At 68.4% G+C, this 15,467-nt stretch carries 17 protein-coding genes; 3 read left to right on the forward strand and 14 right to left on the reverse strand.

From position 1 onward, the window contains the following. The first annotated feature begins 7 nt into the window (after positions 1-7). From gmhB to AC731_RS17935, 3 genes are all read left to right on the forward strand, one after another. Positions 8-541 carry a D-glycero-beta-D-manno-heptose 1,7-bisphosphate 7-phosphatase gene (gmhB, locus tag AC731_RS17925; RefSeq protein ID WP_048710338.1) on the forward strand — a complete coding sequence of 178 codons (534 nt, stop codon included), beginning with the start codon at positions 8-10 and terminating at the stop codon, positions 539-541. A 51-nt stretch (positions 542-592) separates the two neighbouring features. Then, a complete protein-coding gene (locus tag AC731_RS17930) occupies positions 593-1,366 on the forward strand; it encodes a lysophospholipid acyltransferase family protein (protein WP_048708235.1) in 774 nt (257 codons plus the stop codon). A gap of 80 nt (positions 1,367-1,446) precedes the next feature. Further along, a complete protein-coding gene (locus tag AC731_RS17935) occupies positions 1,447-1,821 on the forward strand; it encodes a 4a-hydroxytetrahydrobiopterin dehydratase (RefSeq protein WP_048708237.1) in 375 nt (124 codons plus the stop codon). A gap of 97 nt (positions 1,822-1,918) precedes the next feature. Here AC731_RS17935 and AC731_RS17940 read toward each other — a convergent pair whose 3' ends face one another. From AC731_RS17940 to AC731_RS18005, 14 genes are all read right to left on the reverse strand, one after another. Continuing rightward, a complete protein-coding gene (locus tag AC731_RS17940; RefSeq protein ID WP_004253957.1) occupies positions 1,919-2,485 on the reverse strand; it encodes a phasin family protein in 567 nt (188 codons plus the stop codon). Positions 2,486-2,816: 331 nt separating this feature from the next. Beyond that, positions 2,817-3,593, reverse strand: coding sequence for an enoyl-CoA hydratase (locus AC731_RS17945; RefSeq protein ID WP_048708238.1), 777 nt, complete (start codon positions 3,591-3,593; stop codon positions 2,817-2,819). Between the two features lie 31 nt (positions 3,594-3,624). Continuing rightward, positions 3,625-4,185: a lipopolysaccharide transport periplasmic protein LptA gene (gene lptA / locus AC731_RS17950; protein ID WP_048708240.1), complete on the reverse strand. Its 561-nt coding sequence runs from the start codon at positions 4,183-4,185 to the stop codon at positions 3,625-3,627. Continuing rightward, entirely contained in the window at positions 4,182-4,757 is a 576-nt protein-coding gene (gene lptC, locus AC731_RS17955) for an LPS export ABC transporter periplasmic protein LptC (RefSeq protein ID WP_048708242.1), read from the reverse strand. Before lptC ends, lptA begins: the two co-directional genes overlap by 4 nt. Positions 4,758-4,760: 3 nt before the next feature. Continuing rightward, entirely contained in the window at positions 4,761-5,741 is a 981-nt protein-coding gene (locus AC731_RS17960) for a KpsF/GutQ family sugar-phosphate isomerase (RefSeq protein WP_048708243.1), read from the reverse strand. Between the two features lie 246 nt (positions 5,742-5,987). Further along, the gene (locus tag AC731_RS17965; protein ID WP_048708244.1) at positions 5,988-6,626 is read right to left on the reverse strand and encodes a prepilin-type N-terminal cleavage/methylation domain-containing protein; all 639 of its coding nucleotides are present in this window, start codon (positions 6,624-6,626) and stop codon (positions 5,988-5,990) included. Positions 6,627-6,658: 32 nt separating this feature from the next. Then, complete coding sequence (locus tag AC731_RS17970) at positions 6,659-7,363, reverse strand: type II secretion system protein (protein WP_082794368.1); 705 nt, start codon at positions 7,361-7,363, stop codon at positions 6,659-6,661. Beyond that, the gene (locus AC731_RS17975; RefSeq protein WP_048708246.1) at positions 7,351-8,586 is read right to left on the reverse strand and encodes a hypothetical protein; all 1,236 of its coding nucleotides are present in this window, start codon (positions 8,584-8,586) and stop codon (positions 7,351-7,353) included. Before AC731_RS17975 ends, AC731_RS17970 begins: the two co-directional genes overlap by 13 nt. After that, on the reverse strand, positions 8,583-9,008 hold the full coding sequence (locus AC731_RS17980) for a hypothetical protein (protein WP_048708247.1): 426 nt from the start codon (positions 9,006-9,008) through the stop codon (positions 8,583-8,585). Before AC731_RS17980 ends, AC731_RS17975 begins: the two co-directional genes overlap by 4 nt. Beyond that, a complete protein-coding gene (locus AC731_RS17985) occupies positions 9,005-9,601 on the reverse strand; it encodes a hypothetical protein (RefSeq protein WP_048708249.1) in 597 nt (198 codons plus the stop codon). The genes AC731_RS17980 and AC731_RS17985 overlap by 4 nt, the downstream gene beginning before the upstream one ends. Then, the gene (locus tag AC731_RS17990; RefSeq protein ID WP_048708251.1) at positions 9,598-10,974 is read right to left on the reverse strand and encodes a hypothetical protein; all 1,377 of its coding nucleotides are present in this window, start codon (positions 10,972-10,974) and stop codon (positions 9,598-9,600) included. Before AC731_RS17990 ends, AC731_RS17985 begins: the two co-directional genes overlap by 4 nt. 3 nt (positions 10,975-10,977) lie before the next feature. Next, positions 10,978-12,177 carry a type II secretion system F family protein gene (locus AC731_RS17995; RefSeq protein ID WP_048708253.1) on the reverse strand — a complete coding sequence of 400 codons (1,200 nt, stop codon included), beginning with the start codon at positions 12,175-12,177 and terminating at the stop codon, positions 10,978-10,980. Further along, positions 12,174-13,886 carry a GspE/PulE family protein gene (locus AC731_RS18000; protein WP_048708254.1) on the reverse strand — a complete coding sequence of 571 codons (1,713 nt, stop codon included), beginning with the start codon at positions 13,884-13,886 and terminating at the stop codon, positions 12,174-12,176. Before AC731_RS18000 ends, AC731_RS17995 begins: the two co-directional genes overlap by 4 nt. Next, positions 13,883-15,325 carry a pilus (MSHA type) biogenesis protein MshL gene (locus AC731_RS18005; RefSeq protein WP_205626609.1) on the reverse strand — a complete coding sequence of 481 codons (1,443 nt, stop codon included), beginning with the start codon at positions 15,323-15,325 and terminating at the stop codon, positions 13,883-13,885. The genes AC731_RS18000 and AC731_RS18005 overlap by 4 nt, the downstream gene beginning before the upstream one ends. Between the last annotated feature and the right edge of the window lie 142 nt (positions 15,326-15,467).

Genomic DNA, 15,467 nt, shown 5'->3' on the forward strand with positions numbered 1-15,467 from the left:
CATGCCGATGAAGCTCATCATTCTCGACCGCGACGGCGTGATCAACGCCGACTCGGATCAGTTCATCAAGTCGCCCGATGAATGGAAGCCCATTCCGGGGTCGCTCGAGGCCATTGCGCGCCTCAACCAATGGGGCTGGCGGGTGGTCGTCGCGTCCAACCAGTCGGGCGTCGGACGCGGGCTGTTCGGCATGGACACGCTGAATGCGATCAACGACAAGATGGTGCGCAGCCTCGCGCAGGCCGGCGGCCGGCTCGATGCGATCTTCTTCTGCCCGCATGCCGCCGATTCGACCTGCGACTGCCGCAAGCCGAAGTCCGGACTTTTCCAGCAGATCGCGGAACGTTTCAACGCCGACCTGACGGGCGTGCCCTGCGTCGGCGACAGCTTGCGCGACCTGCAGGCGGGCGTGAGCATGGGCTGCGAACCCTACCTCGTGCTGACCGGCAAGGGCATGAAGACGCGCGAGGACCCCGAACTGCCGCCGGGCACGAAGATCTTTCCGGATCTCGACGCCGTCGCGGCGGCCCTGACCGCCTGACTCCGGCGACGTTCCGCACGGCGCCTTCCCCGTCTCACTGCGAGCTTCATCGTGCATCTGATCCGCTCCGTCCTCTTTGCCATCGTGCTCACGCTGATCACGGTGCCCTACGCCCTGTTCGCGACGCTGATCTTCTGGCTGCCGCCGATGACGCGCCATCGCCTGATCACGACGTGGGTGCCGATCATGATGTGGGTGATCAGGCATGTGCTGGGGATCCGCTACCGCATCATCGGTGCCGACAACATCCCGGCCGGGCCCGCGGTGGTGCTGTCGAAGCACCAGTCGGCGTGGGAAACGATCGCGTTGCAGCAGATCTTTCCGCCGCTGTGTTACGTGCTCAAGCGCGAACTGCTGCGTGTGCCCTTCTTCGGCTGGGCGCTCGGCATGATCCCGGGCATCGCGATCGACCGTGCGGCGGGCAAGGATGCGATGGCGCAGGTGGTGGAGCAGGGGCGTGAGCGCCTCAAGGAAGGCCTGTGGGTCGTGGTGTTTCCGGAAGGCACGCGCGTCGCGCCCGGTGCGGTGCGACGCTACAAGCCGGGCGGGGCGATCCTGGCCAAGCGTGCCGGCGTGCCGGTGGTGCCGGTGGCGCACAACGCGGGCGAGTTCTGGCGGCGCAACGCCTTCATCAAGCGCCCGGGGGAGATCGTCGTCAGCATCGGGCCGGTGATCGAGGTCAAGGGCGTCAAGGCCGACGACATCAACCAGCGCGCCGAGGCGTGGATCGAGAACGAGATGCGCCGCCTGTTCCCCCATCACTACGCGGGTGCTGGCGATACCGCTGGACGGGGAGCTGCAGAGGACGTCTCGTCGCCCGAGTGACGCTGCGTTGGCGAGCGGAGGACGTGGCATTCGGCCGGTCGCATGACTAAAGTGGAAGTCCGATCCCCCAGGGGACCACGATGAGCGACCGCTTGCCGGTGATTTCCGATGACGATATCCGCGGCCGTCTGGCGGCGGAACTGCCCCACTGGTATCTCGAGAATGGCTGGATCCGGCGCAAGTACCGGACCGAAGGCTGGAAGGGCACGCTGATGGTGGTCAACACCATCGGCCATCTGGCCGAGGCCGCCTGGCATCACCCGGACCTGACCGTGTCCTATGCCTTCGTGATCGTGAAGCTCACGACCCATTCGTCCAAGGGCGTGACCGAGCGCGACTTTGCGCTGGCGAAGAAGATCGAGGACGTGGTGCAGTGGCAACCCGGGCGCGAGGGGGGCGTGCTGGAAGGCACGCCCGGTGACGACCCCCGTTTCCGCTACATCAAGTACGACTAAGGCTGCGCGAGCGCAGCCCGGCGTGTCTCGTCGGCGCCGTAGACGCAAAACGGCCCCGCACTGCGGGGCCGTTTCGTGAAGCTCGAACCGTCTGGACTTAGGCGGCCTTCTTGGCGCTGGTCTTGGCGGTGGTGCTGACGGCCTTGACGGTGGCGTTGGTCGCGGCGGCCACGTTGGCTTCGGCGATCTCGGCGACCTGCTTGGCGGCCTTGCTCATGCTGTCGTAGGCGCTGTTGGCGGCGGCGATGGCCGACTTGACGGCGGCGACGGCCACGTCCGAACCGGCCGGAGCCGACTTGGCAGCCTTGTCCAGCGCGGTGGCGACGCCCTTGTTCAGCTCGGCAACCTGGCCTTCCAGGACCTTCGACACTTCTTCCTGGCTCTGCGAGGTGATCTCGTAGACGCTGCGGGCGTAGGCGACGGCCTTCTCGACGATCGGCTGGGTCAGCGAAGCCTGCAGGTTCACCAGTTCCTGCACGTCCTTGACGGCCAGCAGAGCCTTGGTGTTGGCAACGCCGTCTTCCAGGATCGAACGGGCGGTGTTCAGGTTCAGGGCAGCCAGGCGCTCGGCGCTGGCGAAGGCGGCGTTAGCCAGGGTCAGCAGGGTCTCGACGTTGGCCTTGTTGGTGGCGGCGAACTGCTCGGGGGTGACGAAAGCGGACATTTGAATCTCCTCGAATGGTGGTCAGTGCAGGAACATCGGGTTCGGTCTGCCGCGATGTTGCGATGCAGCATGGTTTGAATTATAGGGGGGTCGTCATTCAAGTCAAGAAAATGTTGTGCATTGCACAATGTTGGTTCGATAACTTCAATCTATCCCTGTGTCTCTTGCTGCGCCTGAAGTCTTTCGCCGGTGCGCATCCCCGTATCTCCGGCATGGAGTCTGCCAAGGCTGCCTTACAGAGACATGACGAAGTCGTTCCGCGGCGCAGCGATCGGCGCACAAAATAGAACGGCCGCCCGAGGGCGGCCGTTCCGGCGGATGCGGCGCTGCGTCAGTCGTGGCGGAAATTGGCCTTGCGTTTCTCGACGAAGGCGGCCATGCCTTCCTTCTGGTCGTTGAGGGCGAAGGCCGAGTGGAACACGCGGCGCTCGAACAGCAGGCCTTCGTTCAGGCTGCTTTCGAAGGCGCGGTTGACCGATTCCTTGATCATCATGACCACCGGCAGCGAGAAACCGGCGATCGTTTCCGCCGCGGCGAGCGCCTCGTCGAGGAGCGTGTCGGCCGGGACCACGCGCGAAACCAGGCCCGCCTTCTCGGCTTCGGTGGCGTCCATGAAGCGGGCGGTCAGGCACAGGTCCATCGCCTTGGCCTTGCCGACCGCACGCGGCAGGCGCTGGGTTCCGCCAGCGCCGGGGAGAATGCCGAGCTTGACCTCCGGCTGGCCGAACTTCGCCGAATCGGCCGCGATGATGATGTCGCACATCATCGCCAGCTCGCAGCCACCGCCGAGCGCAAAACCCGCAACGGCCGCGATGATCGGCTTGCGACAGGTCTTGACGCGTTCCCAGTTGCGGCTGATGTAGTCGCCCTTGTAGGCGTCCATGTACGAGAAGCTCGCCATGGCACCGATGTCGGCGCCGGCGGCGAAGGCCTTCTCGGAACCGGTGATGACGATGGCACCGATGTTGTCGTCGGCCTCGAAGCCGTCGAGCGCGGCGCCAATCTCGTCCATGACCTGATCGTTCAGCGCGTTCAGGGCCTTGGGACGGTTCAGGGTGATCAGGCCGACGCGGCCGCGGGTTTCGGCAATGATGAGTTCGAAGCTCATGCTGACTCCAGTGGTGTTGCAGGAAATACCGCTATTGCGCAGCGGCGGGCTTGTTGTCGTTCTTGGGCTGGATCACGGCGCGGACGCGGGTGTCACCACTGGCGGCGGGCTTGCCGCCGCCCGGCGCATTGGTGGCGAGGTAGTTTTCGGTGATCGCGTCGTATTCGATGTAGGCGCCGCGCACCTCGTCGCCGCCGCTGGTGACACGCGCGCGGTTGAAGAGGCGGGCGCGCTCATTGCGGCTGTCGTACTCGATGCGCTCGGCTTCGCCGTCGACGAACTCGTTGGTGCCTTCGCGTTTCTGGCGGAAGGTCGCGAGCTTGCCGCCGCTGGCGGTGGCGACGCCGTTCTGGAAGCCGGCGGCATCCTGGGTGACGACCAGCTTGTCGCCCCTGATGACGAGGCTGCCCTGGGTGAGGACCACGCCGCCCTCGAAAACGTGCACCTTGTTGCGGTCGTCGACAGTCATGTTGTCGGCTTCGATGTTGACCGGCTGGTCACGATCGGAGCGCTCGGCGAACGCGGGCGGACTCATGGCAAACAGGGTGGCGAGGACGATTGCGAGCGGAGCGGAGACGAGTCGGGCGTTCATGAAGCGGATCCTTGGCGGCGAGGCATGTTGACGCGCACCTGGCCGAGCAGTTCGAGGGTGCCGAAAAGGTTGTCGGCGCGCATGCCGAGGGCGTCGGCACGCGTGTTGCCCCGGGTCAGGACCACGGGGGAGTCGGTGAGCGCGCGGTACGAGTCCGGCCACACCGTGAGGGTTTCGGAGTCGAGGGCGAGCGCCGGGTCGTCGGCCACGCCGGGGCGGCGCACCTTGACCTCGCCCCGCATGTCGACCTGTTCGCCGCCGGGCGAGACTTCGGCCTGCATCGCAGTGATGCGGGTTTCCCGCCCCTGGTTGATCATGCGCAGGCGCGGTTGCGCGAGTTGCGTGATGTCCCCCTGCGGGAAGTGCGTCATGCGGTCGGCGAACAGTTCGTAGCGCTGCGACCCGTCGGCGGCGAAACCGACCACGCGCGTGTGCTCGGCGATGAAGTCGGGGCCAGTCTGTTCCGCCTGGCTCCCCACGGGATCGTCGATCCGCGTGACCCGCTCGAGCCAGACGGACGCGCCGGCCAGCAGGGCGAGGACGATGATCGGGTACAGGCGGTAGGTGTTCACGGCTCAGATCACCTTCGCGAGCATCAGGTCGTGCGTCGTCAGGGCGCCTGCGAGGCAACCCTTCTTGCCGACGACCAGCAACTGGCTGATGCGCATGCGCTCCATCAGCTCGGCGGCCTCGACGGCGAGCGCATCCGGTCCGATCGAGCGCGGGTTGCGGGTCATCACGTCGGCCAGTCGGGCGCTGCGCACGTCGCAGCCGCGCTCGAGCGCTCGACGCAGGTCGCCGTCGGTGAAGATGCCGATCGGCTTCGCGCCTTCGTCAGTGATCGCGGTCATGCCCATGCCGCCGGCCGTCATCGCCAGCAGGGCCTCCGTCAGCGGTGCGTCGGGGGCAACGGTCGGTACCGTTCCGGCCGGGCGCATGACATCGCGGACATGGGTCAGCAGGCGGCGACCGAGTGCGCCCCCGGGGTGTGAGCGGGCAAAGTCGTCGGCGCCGAAGCCGCGCGCGTCCAGCAGTGCGACGGCGAGCGCATCTCCAAGCGCCAGCGTGGCTGTGGTGCTCGCGGTGGGTGCGAGGTTCAGCGGGCAGGCTTCCTCGGCGACTGCCGCCTCGAGATGGACGTCGGCCTGTTGCGCAAGCGGCGACTCGGGGCGGCCGGTGATCGAGATCAGCTTCGCACCCTGCCGCTTCACCAGCGGCACGATGGTCAGGACTTCCTCGCTGGTGCCGGAGTTCGACAGCGCGATCACGACATCCTCCGGCGTGATCATGCCGAGATCGCCGTGTGCCGCCTCGGCGGCGTGTACGAAATAGGCCGGCGTGCCCGTACTGGCAAGCGTGGCCGCGAGCTTGCGACCGATGTGGCCCGACTTGCCGATCCCGGTCACGATGACACGGCCGTGGCGCTGCAGGATGAGTGCGACCGCGCGCTCGAATTCCTCTCCCAGGCGGTCGGCGAGGGCCGATACCGCGGCGGCTTCGATGCGGAGCACGCGGCGTGCAAGGGCGAGGGTCGGGCTGTCGGCGGTGGAACTCATCGAGGTGGTCGAATCCGTGCTGTGAAGGGCTGCATCGGGCGCCAGGAGCGCGCAAGCGGGCGAATGGCGCTCTGCAGCAATGACTCGCGATTCTATACCAGTCGACCGCCGGCCCGCTGTCCGGGAATGTGCCCGACCGTGGTGAATGCCCGCCGTGCTGGCGCAGGCGGGTTGCAAGCGGATGTCGGGGCGGGACGGCTCGGGCGTGGCAGGGCAGCTTCGAGCGCATGCCCGCGCAAGCGGGCCTTACAGGCTGGCACACACCGTGTAGCTTGCCGCGTCGTCGAGCGGGGCGTCGGCCGAGATGGCGGTGAGCGTGCCGCCCGCGTCGCTGCCGGCGCGCATCGAGCCGGTCGCCGGATCGCCGTCGTCGAGTGCGATGTCGAGCTGGCGGACCAGCTTGCCAGGGATGCTCGCCGAACAGGTCAGGATGCCGCCACCGATGCCGAGCAGGGTGCCGGCACGCTGCACGCCCAGACGGCCGCCGAGTGCGTTGCGCGGAAGGTAGCTCGCGCTGCCGGTGTCGGTGCTGCCGCTGGCGAGGTTGGCCAACCTGACGTGTTGCCAGAAGCGGAAGGCGTCGCTGTCGGCGGTATCGTTCCAGGCGCCGTCGATGATCCCGTTGCCGTTGCCCAGCGTAGTGCACTCGCTGCCGCCCGGGCACAGGTGAAGGCGCGCACGGGCGTCATCGCCGGGCAGTGCCCGGAAGCGGTCCTGGTAGGCGTGGATCAGAGCAGGAATGCTGCGGAAGTCCTGCGCAAGGTTCTTGACCTTGGCGCTGTCGATCAGCTCCTGTCCCTTGAGTACGCCCCCGAGCAGCAGGCCGACGATGAGCAGCACGACGGCGATTTCGACGAGGGTGAAGCCTTGTTGGCGGAATTGCATGGGTGTCTCCTGTGGAGGGTGGAAGGCGGATGTCAGAGGCGACCGGCCTGCGCCATGCGTGCGATCAGCAGCGGGCGGCCGATCCAGACGAGGAGGTCGTCGTAGTCGGGGATGCTTTCGCCAGCCTGATAGGTGGATGAGTAACTGGCGTTGAGTCCGTCGGCGCGGCGATTCGGGCCCGTCGAATAGATGATCGCGACCGCCTGCGAGTCGGTGACGGTGATGCGGCTGCCGTCGTGGGCGCGGATCTGCAGGTCGTCGGTCGGGGCGGTCACCGCGCTGATGACGGTGTCGGCGAAGGCACGGTCGACCCGGTAGTGCCAGTGTCCGCCCCAGTGGTCGCCGGGGCTCCTGCGTGGCAGTCCCCAGGCATCGGTGGCCGACAGCCCGAGGGTCAGCCACGGCAGCCGACCCTCGCGGGCGGTGTTGCAGGGCGGGCTGTCCTCGATCCCGTAGCCGGGCGCGCCAGGGTCGTCCTCGGTGCTGGGACAGGGCAGGCGGCCGTGGATGATGGCGAACCCGATGAGCGCCTGCTGGATGTCGCGCAGGCGGTCAACGGTGAGCTGACGGTCGCGAGCCTCGATGCGTGCGCCTAGCGGCACCATCAGTCCGCCGGCCAGAAGCGACAGGATCACCAGCACGATTGCGAGCTCGGCGAGGGTGAATCCGCCTTGAGCAGGACAGGGCGTGCGGGCGCGGCGCGTTGGCTGCGGAGGAGGGCTATTCAGGGAATGCATCGGACGACGTCCTGGGTGGCGGGCAGGCGGGGATCGATGGTGCGGAACAGGGGCGCACCGGCGAATCGGGGAATGCCGCTTGCGTAGTTGTGCGCGTTGTCGCCTTCGAGATACTGCGCGGCGTCCTCGCGTTCGGCAGTGGTCGTGCGCCGCTGGCGCTCGGGGCCTTCGCGGATGCGTTCGCCACCGAAGAGCAGCGCAGCCCGGCAAAGGTGGAGGGTGTCGCTGTCCGTGTCACGGACCGTCACACAGGGAGAGCCATCGATGCAGGCAGCGATGCGGAATTGGTCGCGCCAGTTGTCGTGTGCGACTGCATGCTCGCCGGGGAGCGCAAGTACGGTCGCCAGCGGCAGGGGGCCGGTCGCCACCAGGCCGCCGGCTGCGGCCGTGAGATGGGTGGCGATGAAGTCGGGGCTGGCCAGTGCGGCGTCGAGCGCGGTGGCGGCGCGTGCGCCGATCTGCTCGATCCGGTCCGCATGGTCGTGGCGGCGGCGCAAGGCATCATGGATGTCGTCGATGCCGATCCAGGCAAGCACGTCGTTGCCGGCCACGTCTGCCGTGCCACCCTGGCGGAAGTCGCTCGGAACGACGAGGCTGTTGCCGCCGTCGAGGAAGGCGGGCAGGTCGTCGATCGCCGATGCGCTGCCCGGGCAAGGTCCCGCGCCGGTGTTGATGCGGATCTGGCCTGTCAGTGCCGCGCCGGGCGCGATGATGACGGCGATTGCGAGGCTGTCCGGCCCGGCCGCCGCTATCTGCCGCCCGGCACGGTCGAAAAGTCCGAACTGGCCGGGACTGTCCCAGTTCAGTACCAGCGGTTTCGGGTTGTTCTTGACACTGCCGGCGACGGCATACCACAGGCATTCGTGCCATCCGTCGCGCAGTTCCGGCAGTGCCAGGGTTCGCCATGGCAGGCGGCCAAGGCTCGGGATGCTGCGTGCGCCGCAGGCGCCCAGCGTGCTCGAGCCGCTGTTGCCCGCATCGGGGCAGGGCAGATGACCATGGCCTTCGCCAGGGTGGCGCTCGGCGTAGCTGATCGCATAGCCGATCAGGGCCTCGCGTGCTTGAGAGAGTGCTTCGACGCTGCGTGCCTGCGCGCGCGATTCGGCAAGGATGCGCAGTTCGCCCTGTGCGAGCAGGCCGGCGGCCGACAGGAGTGCGCTCAGGAGCAGGACTGCGAGCAGGCCGTTGCCGGCGACACGATGGCAGGGGCGGCGGGCGCTCATCGGAGGGTGTCGCGTTGGCGCTGGACGTGGAGCCGCGGCAGGCTGCTGTCGGCGGACCGGGCGGACGGCGGCCAGCTGTCGCCGACCTGCAGTCGCAGCTGCGATGCGGGCTGAGGGATGAGCTCGAGCGCCGGATAGGGCGCGAGCCGAAAGAGCGGAGCCGGTGCGAGCGGTTCGGCATCGAGCCAGATCGTGGCCCGCCCGGTGCTGCTGCGCAGGAGCCCGTCGATGCGACGGGACACGGGGGCCGCGTCCGGCTCACCGTGGTCGACGACCGTTTCGCGGGGCTGGTCGAGGGCGTGACGCTCCGCCGGGGTATGGAACAGGCGACCCAGATCGGCGGCCGCCACGTTCGTCCCCCAGAATGCGAGCAGCAGCGTGAGAGCGCAGACGGAAACGGGACGCGGGCGGACTGTGCTCATGGCGTCTTGGCGATAGCAGGCAGGGCGACACTCAGCCAGGAGAGGCGGCAGTCCGCCGTGATGCGGGCCGGCGCCTGGCTGACCACGCGTTCCAGCCTGCAGGCGCGCACGCGGACATGGGGCGTGGATTCGATGACGTCGAGCAGGCGCGGCAAGTGGCCCTCGTGGCGGAGGGCGAAGCGGGTGGTGGCCTCGCTGTGGAGCAGGAGCGATGCGGGCTTGCCGGCCGGCGGTTGTGGAGGCGAGAAGGACGTCGAGAGGATGCGGGCGGGCTTGTTCTCTCTGCCGAGCCGCTCGACGGCTTCCTGCAGCGCGAGTGACCAGGACTGCGGGCCGGGCGTGCGCGCCAGCGCTTCGAGTGCCTGCCAGTGCTCCGCGGTGCGCCGCGTCGCGTCGGCGCGTGCGGAGATCGACTGCAGTTCGGCGTCGATCTGCGCATCCGCACGACGAACGCGGTCGAGGGCGGACGCCGCGTCATCGACCCTGGCGATCGAGCCGATCAGCAAGGCTGCCGCCACGACGAGCCCGCCCACGGCAAGCCCAGGCGCAGCGAATCGCGCAAGCTCGGCCTGGCGTGATTCGGCCGCCTTCATGGGCGTTCACGGCCAAGCGTGTCGAGTGCGGTGCGCACGGAGATCACGGATCGTCCATCCGGACGCCCGGACTCGATTTCCAACGGGCCCAGGCGCTCGAGCCGCAGGGCGATCGCTTCGAGGTCCCGGGGCGCGGCGTGCATGAGCGTCAGCGTGATGAGGGCATCGGGCGCTTCCAGCGCCCACGAGAGCGAATCCAGGCTGGCGGAGGAGCCGTCCTCGAGGGCGTGGGAGACGTGTTCCAGGAGGGCGAGGGTCGGGACGCGCAGGTGTGCGGACTGCTCGAACTGCTCGACACTTGCCTGGATGAGGTCGGCCGTGGCGGGCAGCGGGGGAATGGAGGCCTCGATGCGCGCGACCAACGCACGCTTCGCGCTCAGCGAGGCTTCAAGCGCCGTGCGCGCCTGCGTCAATCGTGAAGCGTTCTGCCAGTTCAGCATCGCCGCCGCCATGCCGGCCACGCAAAGGGCGGCCGAGGCGCCGACAAGCAGGCGCCTCGGTCCTGACATGCACCCCGGAGGCATGGGCGTCTGCCAGCCCAGTCGGGGCGAGGCCTTATCCAGCCAGTGGAGCAGAAGACGAGTGCAGTCCAGGTCCTGGCCTTCCGTGGCGGCGATGCCGAGCGAAACGGGATCGAGCCAGTGCAGCTCGAGTCCGTATGCAGCGGCAGACGAGGACGTAAAGAGGGGTGGCAGCACCGCTTCAGGGGCGATGATGCTGACCAAGGGCTGTGCGGTTCCGCCGACGACCGTGCTTGCGTAGCGTGCGGTGCGTGCGATCTCGAGCAGCCACTCGGCGTTCTGCGCGGCTGCGCCCGACGGGTAGTCTTCGACGAGACGGGACAGGCGGGCACGTCCTTCGGCGATCAGCGTCACACGCATGCCGGCCCGGCTGAAGCTGACGAGCAAGCCGTCGGCGAGCCCGCTGCAGGCGGCCAGCAGTGCGCTCGCCGGGATGGTGCATTCGATGCGGGCGCGCGCCGATTGCAGGGCGTCGATCCAGGGGGCGATCCGCTCCGGCCGGGTGAGGCCGCTGAAGAGCACGCGTTCGGTAGCGGCACCGCGCTGGCGGGGCTTGTCCGGCAGCGTGTCGGCACGGGCCCAGATCGGTTGAGGAAACCATTGCGCAAGCCTGCGGGCGATGAGCGCGCGGCGATCCGCCCCGCGGACCCGTGGCAGGACCTCGGTCTCATGGGCTTCTTCACCGAGATCGACCAGGACGCGGAAGTGCGAGCCGCGCGGGCGTGCCGCGACCCAGCGGGCGAAGTCCGTCGTCTGGTGAGGGGCGAAGCACTCCGCGCATTCAGGCCTATGGCTATGCATTTGCCATGCCTCGAGGCCGAGTGAATCGATGCGCAGAAGCAGGCGGTTCATGGGTCAGAGCGGAAGGCGGGTGATGAGGCCGTAGATCGGGCCGAGGATGGCGCTGGCGACCCACAGCAGCAGGGCACCCAGCATGACGGTGAGTCCGGGCTCGATGGCCGCCTGCAGGCGGCCGATGGCGATCTCCACATCGCGCCGGCACAGCAGGGCGATGTTCTCGAGGGCACGGTCGAGCGCGCCGGTCTGTTCGCCGACCTGGGCCATCCGGGTGAGCAATGCGGGAAAGCGGCTCGCCGTCTCGAACGCTGCGGAAAGCGGGCGGCCTTGTTCCACCTGCCGCGTTACGTCGTGCAAGGCGGCGCGCAGGGCGAGATTGCCCGTGGTGTCTTGTGAGATGCGCAAGGCATCGATCACGGGGACGCCGGCGGCATAGAGACTGGCGAGGGTGCTGGCGAAGCGGGCGAGCCCGATGTCGCGCAGGATGCCGCCGACAAGCGGTAGCGACAGCAGCAGGCGGTGAGCGTGCACGCGAGCCGGCTCGGAATGGGCGAGTTGCCATTGCAGGGCGGCGGCCAGGCTGCCTGCGCCCAGCAGCATCAGCCAGCCATGGCGGGTGACGAGCGCGGACAGGGCAAGCAGCAGTTGCGTCTGCAGCGGCAATTGTTCGCCGCTGCTGCGGAAGAGCTTTTCCATCTCGGGCACGACCTGAACCAGCGCCACGACGAGCGCGGCCAGAATCAGCGCGGCGACGATCGCCGGGTAGATTGCGACGCGCCTGGCGTGTGCGACGAGTGCCTCCTCCCGCTCCAGTGCCGCGCCGATTTCGCGGACGGCCTCGCTCAGCCGCCCTGCATGCTCGCCCGCCTTGATCAGCGCGACCAGCGCAGGGGCGAACACGCCTTCCTGGCGCGCGATCGCCTCGGACAGGGGGCGTCCGCGCTCGACATCGGCGAGCAGCATGCCGATGAGGGCACGGGTGCGCGCGTGTGTCGTGGCGTTCCGCATGGCCGTCAGCGCCTCGAAGGGCGGGACGCCTGCGGCGAGGAGTTGTTCGAAGTGGAAGCAGAAATGGATCAGCTCCCGACGCGGTACCTTGGCGCGCGTCCGCCAGCGTAGACGGACGGGTTCGCCATTGATCAGCACCAGGCCCATCGTCTGCAGGCGCTGTTCGAGATCGAGCAGGTCGGCGGCGTCGAGTTCGCCCCGCACCCGACGGCCGTCGGCTGCCATGGCGCGATAGCGATGGAGGTTCATGCGGCGACTCCCCGTTCGTCCGCATGCGCGGCGAGGTCGATGACGCGGCTCAGCTCTGCCAGCGAGGTACTGCCGTCGAGCACGCGCCGGATGCCGTCGTCGGCGAGGCTCGCGTGTCCGCCGGCGCGCAGTGCGGCCCGCAGTCGGCCGAGGCTGGCGCCCTCGTGGATGAGTTCGTCGAGCGCAGGGTCGATCCTGACCAGCTCCATGATCGCCAGACGCCCGCGGTAGCCACGGAAGTCGCATGCAGGGCAGCCGACGGGATGGAAGATTCGGGGCGGGGTGGCGGGGGACAGCCCAAGCAGCCTGCAGGCGTCCGCGCTTGCCGCAGCCTCGGACCGGCAGTCGGGGCACAGTCGGCGTACCAGGCGTTGCGCGATGATGCCGGCGAGACTCCCGGCCAGCATGTCCGCACGCAGGCCGATGTCGACAAGCCGCTGCAGCGTGCCGGCGGCCGAGTTGGCATGCAGGGTCGAGAACACGCGATGCCCCGTGAGCGCGGCGCGCAGTGCCATGCGTGCGGTGTCGGTGTCGCGGATCTCGCCGATCAGGAGGATGTCGGGATCCTGGCGCAGCAGCGCACGCACGCCGTCGGCGAAGTCCAGGCGCGAGGCCTCGCCGACCGAGGTCTGACGCAGCTGGGCGAGCGGATATTCCACCGGATCCTCCAGCGTCATGATGTTCACCGCCTCGACGTTCAGGTGATTCAGGATCGAATACAGCGTCGTGGTCTTGCCGCTGCCGGTGGGGCCGACGACCAGCGTCAGGCCTTCGGGGCGGGCAAGGATGCGGTCGAGGGTCGTGCGTTGGCCGTCGGTCAGACCCAGGGCGTCGAGCGGTACGATGCCCTTCTCGCGATCGAGGACGCGCAGCACGATGTTTTCGCCGTGCAGGGTGGGCTGGGTGGCGACACGGAAGTCGATCGGGCGGCCGGCCAGCGTGATCGAGATGCGTCCATCCTGAGGGCAGCGTGACTCGGCGATGTCGAGCCCGGCCATTACCTTGAGGCGGACAGCCAGTTCCGGCCAGAACGACTTGTGCAGTGCGCGCACCTGGCGCAGCGTGCCGTCGACGCGCTGACGGATGCGCAGGAAGCAGGCCTCAGGTTCGAAGTGGAGGTCGGAGGCGCCGCGTGCAGCGGCGTCTGCAAGCATCGCGTCGACCAGACGCACAATCGAGTTCCCGTCGGTCGTCGCTGCAGGCCCCAGAAGGGCGCTGCGCGCGTCGCGCTGCTCGATCTCGTGCACGATGTCGTCGATCGTTGCAGGCTGGCCGTAGTGGCGGTCGATCGCACGCGACAGCTCGGCGTCGGCCGCCAGGCGCAGCGCGATTCGAACCTGTGGCCCAAGCTCGGCGCGCAGCCGATCCTGGGCGACGATGTCGTCCGCGCTGGCCGCGGCGATGGTCAGCGTCTGCGACGCATGGTCATAGTGCAGCGGCAACAGGCGATGCCGTTGCGCCAGCGCTCGCGGCACGCGTGCAAGGGCGTCGGGGTCGGCGAGGGTGTCGCCGAGGTCGACGCTCGTGTGCCCGTAGTGCGCAGCGAGTGCGTCGCGCAGCGCGGTGTCGCTGACGAAGCCGAGTTCGACCAGCAAGCGTCCGAGCGGGCGTTGGCGCCGCTGCTGCTCGTGCAAGGCGATGCGTAGCTGGTCGTCGCCGATCAGGCGCGCCGCGGTGAGGATCTGGCCAATGAGGACGGGTGCGTTCATGGCTGGCTGGGCAGGACGGGAAGCTCGGGACGTAGGGGTATGGATGGATGATTGCGCTGGCCAGGCGATGGGGTGCTGACGAGGAAGTCTGCGTCAGGCAGCTGGCCGACATAGGGCGCGTAATCGGCATTGGTGCTCGGGTCGTCGATCAGCAGTGGGCGCAGGAAGATCAGCAGCTCGGTCCGGCGCGCGGTGTTGTCGCGGCGGGTAAACAGCTCACCCAGCAGCGGGACGTCGCCGAGCAGCGGGATTCGGCCGGTGTCGTGATCGACGCGGTCTTCCATGAGCCCCCCGAGCACGGCGATCTGACCGCTGCGAAGGCGCAGCATGGACTCGATCTCGCGCGTACGGATCTGCGGCACGCGGTTGGGGATGTTGCGCAGCGAGGGGTTGGGGTCGTCCTTGAAGCCGGCGATGCCGGAGATGGTCGGCCGGATGTTCAGCGTGATCTCGCCGCCGGCGCTGATCTGCGGTGTCACCGACATGACCATGCCCACCGATACCGATTGCGGTGTCGTGGTCGCGGTGATCTTCTCGCGCTCGCTGTCGCCATATTCGGTCGTGGAGGCGTCAACGAGGAAGTAAACATATTCCTCGACGACCTTGAGCATCGCCGTCTGGTTGTTGAGTACCGACAGCCGCGGGCTGGACAGCACCTTGACCGTGCCGAAAGTCTCGAGGAGTTCCACCTTGATGTCGAAGCTGCCGGACAGGTAGCTCAGGGTGGGTGATCCCGCGGCCGCGCCATCGTTGCTGCCGCGCGGCGCGACATGCCAGCCGGGCAGGCCGAGCCGCGTCCAGTCGATGCCCTGCCGATAGCCGTCTGCCAGCGTGACCTCGACGATCGTCGCCTCGATCAGCACCTGGCGGCGCGCGGCCGCCTGGACATCGCCAAGAAAGGCGCTCAGCTGTTCGTGCTGGCGTGCGGTCGCGCGCACCATGACGATCCCGCTGCCCGGGTTGAGCATGATGTCCGGGCAAGTGGCGCTGTCGGCCTTGCACGCGGACGCGCCGCTCGCCGGGTCGGACAGGATGGCGCGGATGTTCGACTGCAGCACCTCCCAGAAGTCGTTCGTCGAGCGCGTCTCGATCTGAGTCACGGAGGTGTTGCCGGCGCCGTTCGGGCCGTTGGCCCCGCTGCTGGCCCCGGTTGCGATCTGCGTGCTGGTGGCGACGGTCCCCCTCATGCTGCGGCTGAGGTTGACGTAGTCGAGCACGTAGCTGCGCAGGAACGGGGTGTCCGGTCGCACGCTGAGATGGTCGCCGGCGAGCGTGTAGCGGATCGGAGCCAGTTGGGCGATGCGGGCAAGCAGGCGGTCGAGCGGCTGGTCGATAGCGTTGAGCGTGACGCGTCCCTCGAGTCCGGGATGCAGGTCGAGGTTCAGGCGCGCATCGCGGCCGATGGCGAGCAGGAGTTGGGTGACCGGGAGATCATGCACCGCGACCGAATAGGTTTCGTCGCGCCGGAGCGGGTGCGCCCGCTGCGGCGCCGCGGGCGGGGTGCTTGCCGGTGCCGGCGGAGCAGCTGGCGACGCGGCCGCAGCGTGGGGAGCAGTCTGTGGCGAGAGTGAGTGTCCCGCC

Origin of the sequence: Thauera humireducens, from assembly GCF_001051995.2 — a bacterium.
Taxonomy (GTDB): Bacteria; Pseudomonadota; Gammaproteobacteria; order Burkholderiales; family Rhodocyclaceae; genus Thauera; species Thauera humireducens.

What these genes read in the sequence shown, in the direction of transcription:
- AC731_RS17995 (WP_048708253.1), bottom strand. Translation starts at nt 12,177, where the DNA reads ATGAACCTCCATCGCTATCGCGCCATGGCAGCCGACGGCCGTCGGGTG.
- AC731_RS17940 (WP_004253957.1), bottom strand. Translation starts at nt 2,485, where the DNA reads ATGTCCGCTTTCGTCACCCCCGAGCAGTTCGCCGCCACCAACAAGGCC.
- AC731_RS17965 (WP_048708244.1), bottom strand. Translation starts at nt 6,626, where the DNA reads ATGCAATTCCGCCAACAAGGCTTCACCCTCGTCGAAATCGCCGTCGTG.
- gmhB (WP_048710338.1), top strand. Translation starts at nt 8, where the DNA reads ATGAAGCTCATCATTCTCGACCGCGACGGCGTGATCAACGCCGACTCG.
- AC731_RS17970 (WP_082794368.1), bottom strand. Translation starts at nt 7,363, where the DNA reads ATGCATTCCCTGAATAGCCCTCCTCCGCAGCCAACGCGCCGCGCCCGC.
- AC731_RS18000 (WP_048708254.1), bottom strand. Translation starts at nt 13,886, where the DNA reads ATGAACGCACCCGTCCTCATTGGCCAGATCCTCACCGCGGCGCGCCTG.
- AC731_RS17945 (WP_048708238.1), bottom strand. Translation starts at nt 3,593, where the DNA reads ATGAGCTTCGAACTCATCATTGCCGAAACCCGCGGCCGCGTCGGCCTG.
- AC731_RS17935 (WP_048708237.1), top strand. Translation starts at nt 1,447, where the DNA reads ATGAGCGACCGCTTGCCGGTGATTTCCGATGACGATATCCGCGGCCGT.
- AC731_RS17985 (WP_048708249.1), bottom strand. Translation starts at nt 9,601, where the DNA reads ATGAAGGCGGCCGAATCACGCCAGGCCGAGCTTGCGCGATTCGCTGCG.
- AC731_RS17980 (WP_048708247.1), bottom strand. Translation starts at nt 9,008, where the DNA reads ATGAGCACAGTCCGCCCGCGTCCCGTTTCCGTCTGCGCTCTCACGCTG.
- AC731_RS17960 (WP_048708243.1), bottom strand. Translation starts at nt 5,741, where the DNA reads ATGAGTTCCACCGCCGACAGCCCGACCCTCGCCCTTGCACGCCGCGTG.
- AC731_RS17975 (WP_048708246.1), bottom strand. Translation starts at nt 8,586, where the DNA reads ATGAGCGCCCGCCGCCCCTGCCATCGTGTCGCCGGCAACGGCCTGCTC.
- lptA (WP_048708240.1), bottom strand. Translation starts at nt 4,185, where the DNA reads ATGAACGCCCGACTCGTCTCCGCTCCGCTCGCAATCGTCCTCGCCACC.
- AC731_RS17990 (WP_048708251.1), bottom strand. Translation starts at nt 10,974, where the DNA reads ATGAACCGCCTGCTTCTGCGCATCGATTCACTCGGCCTCGAGGCATGG.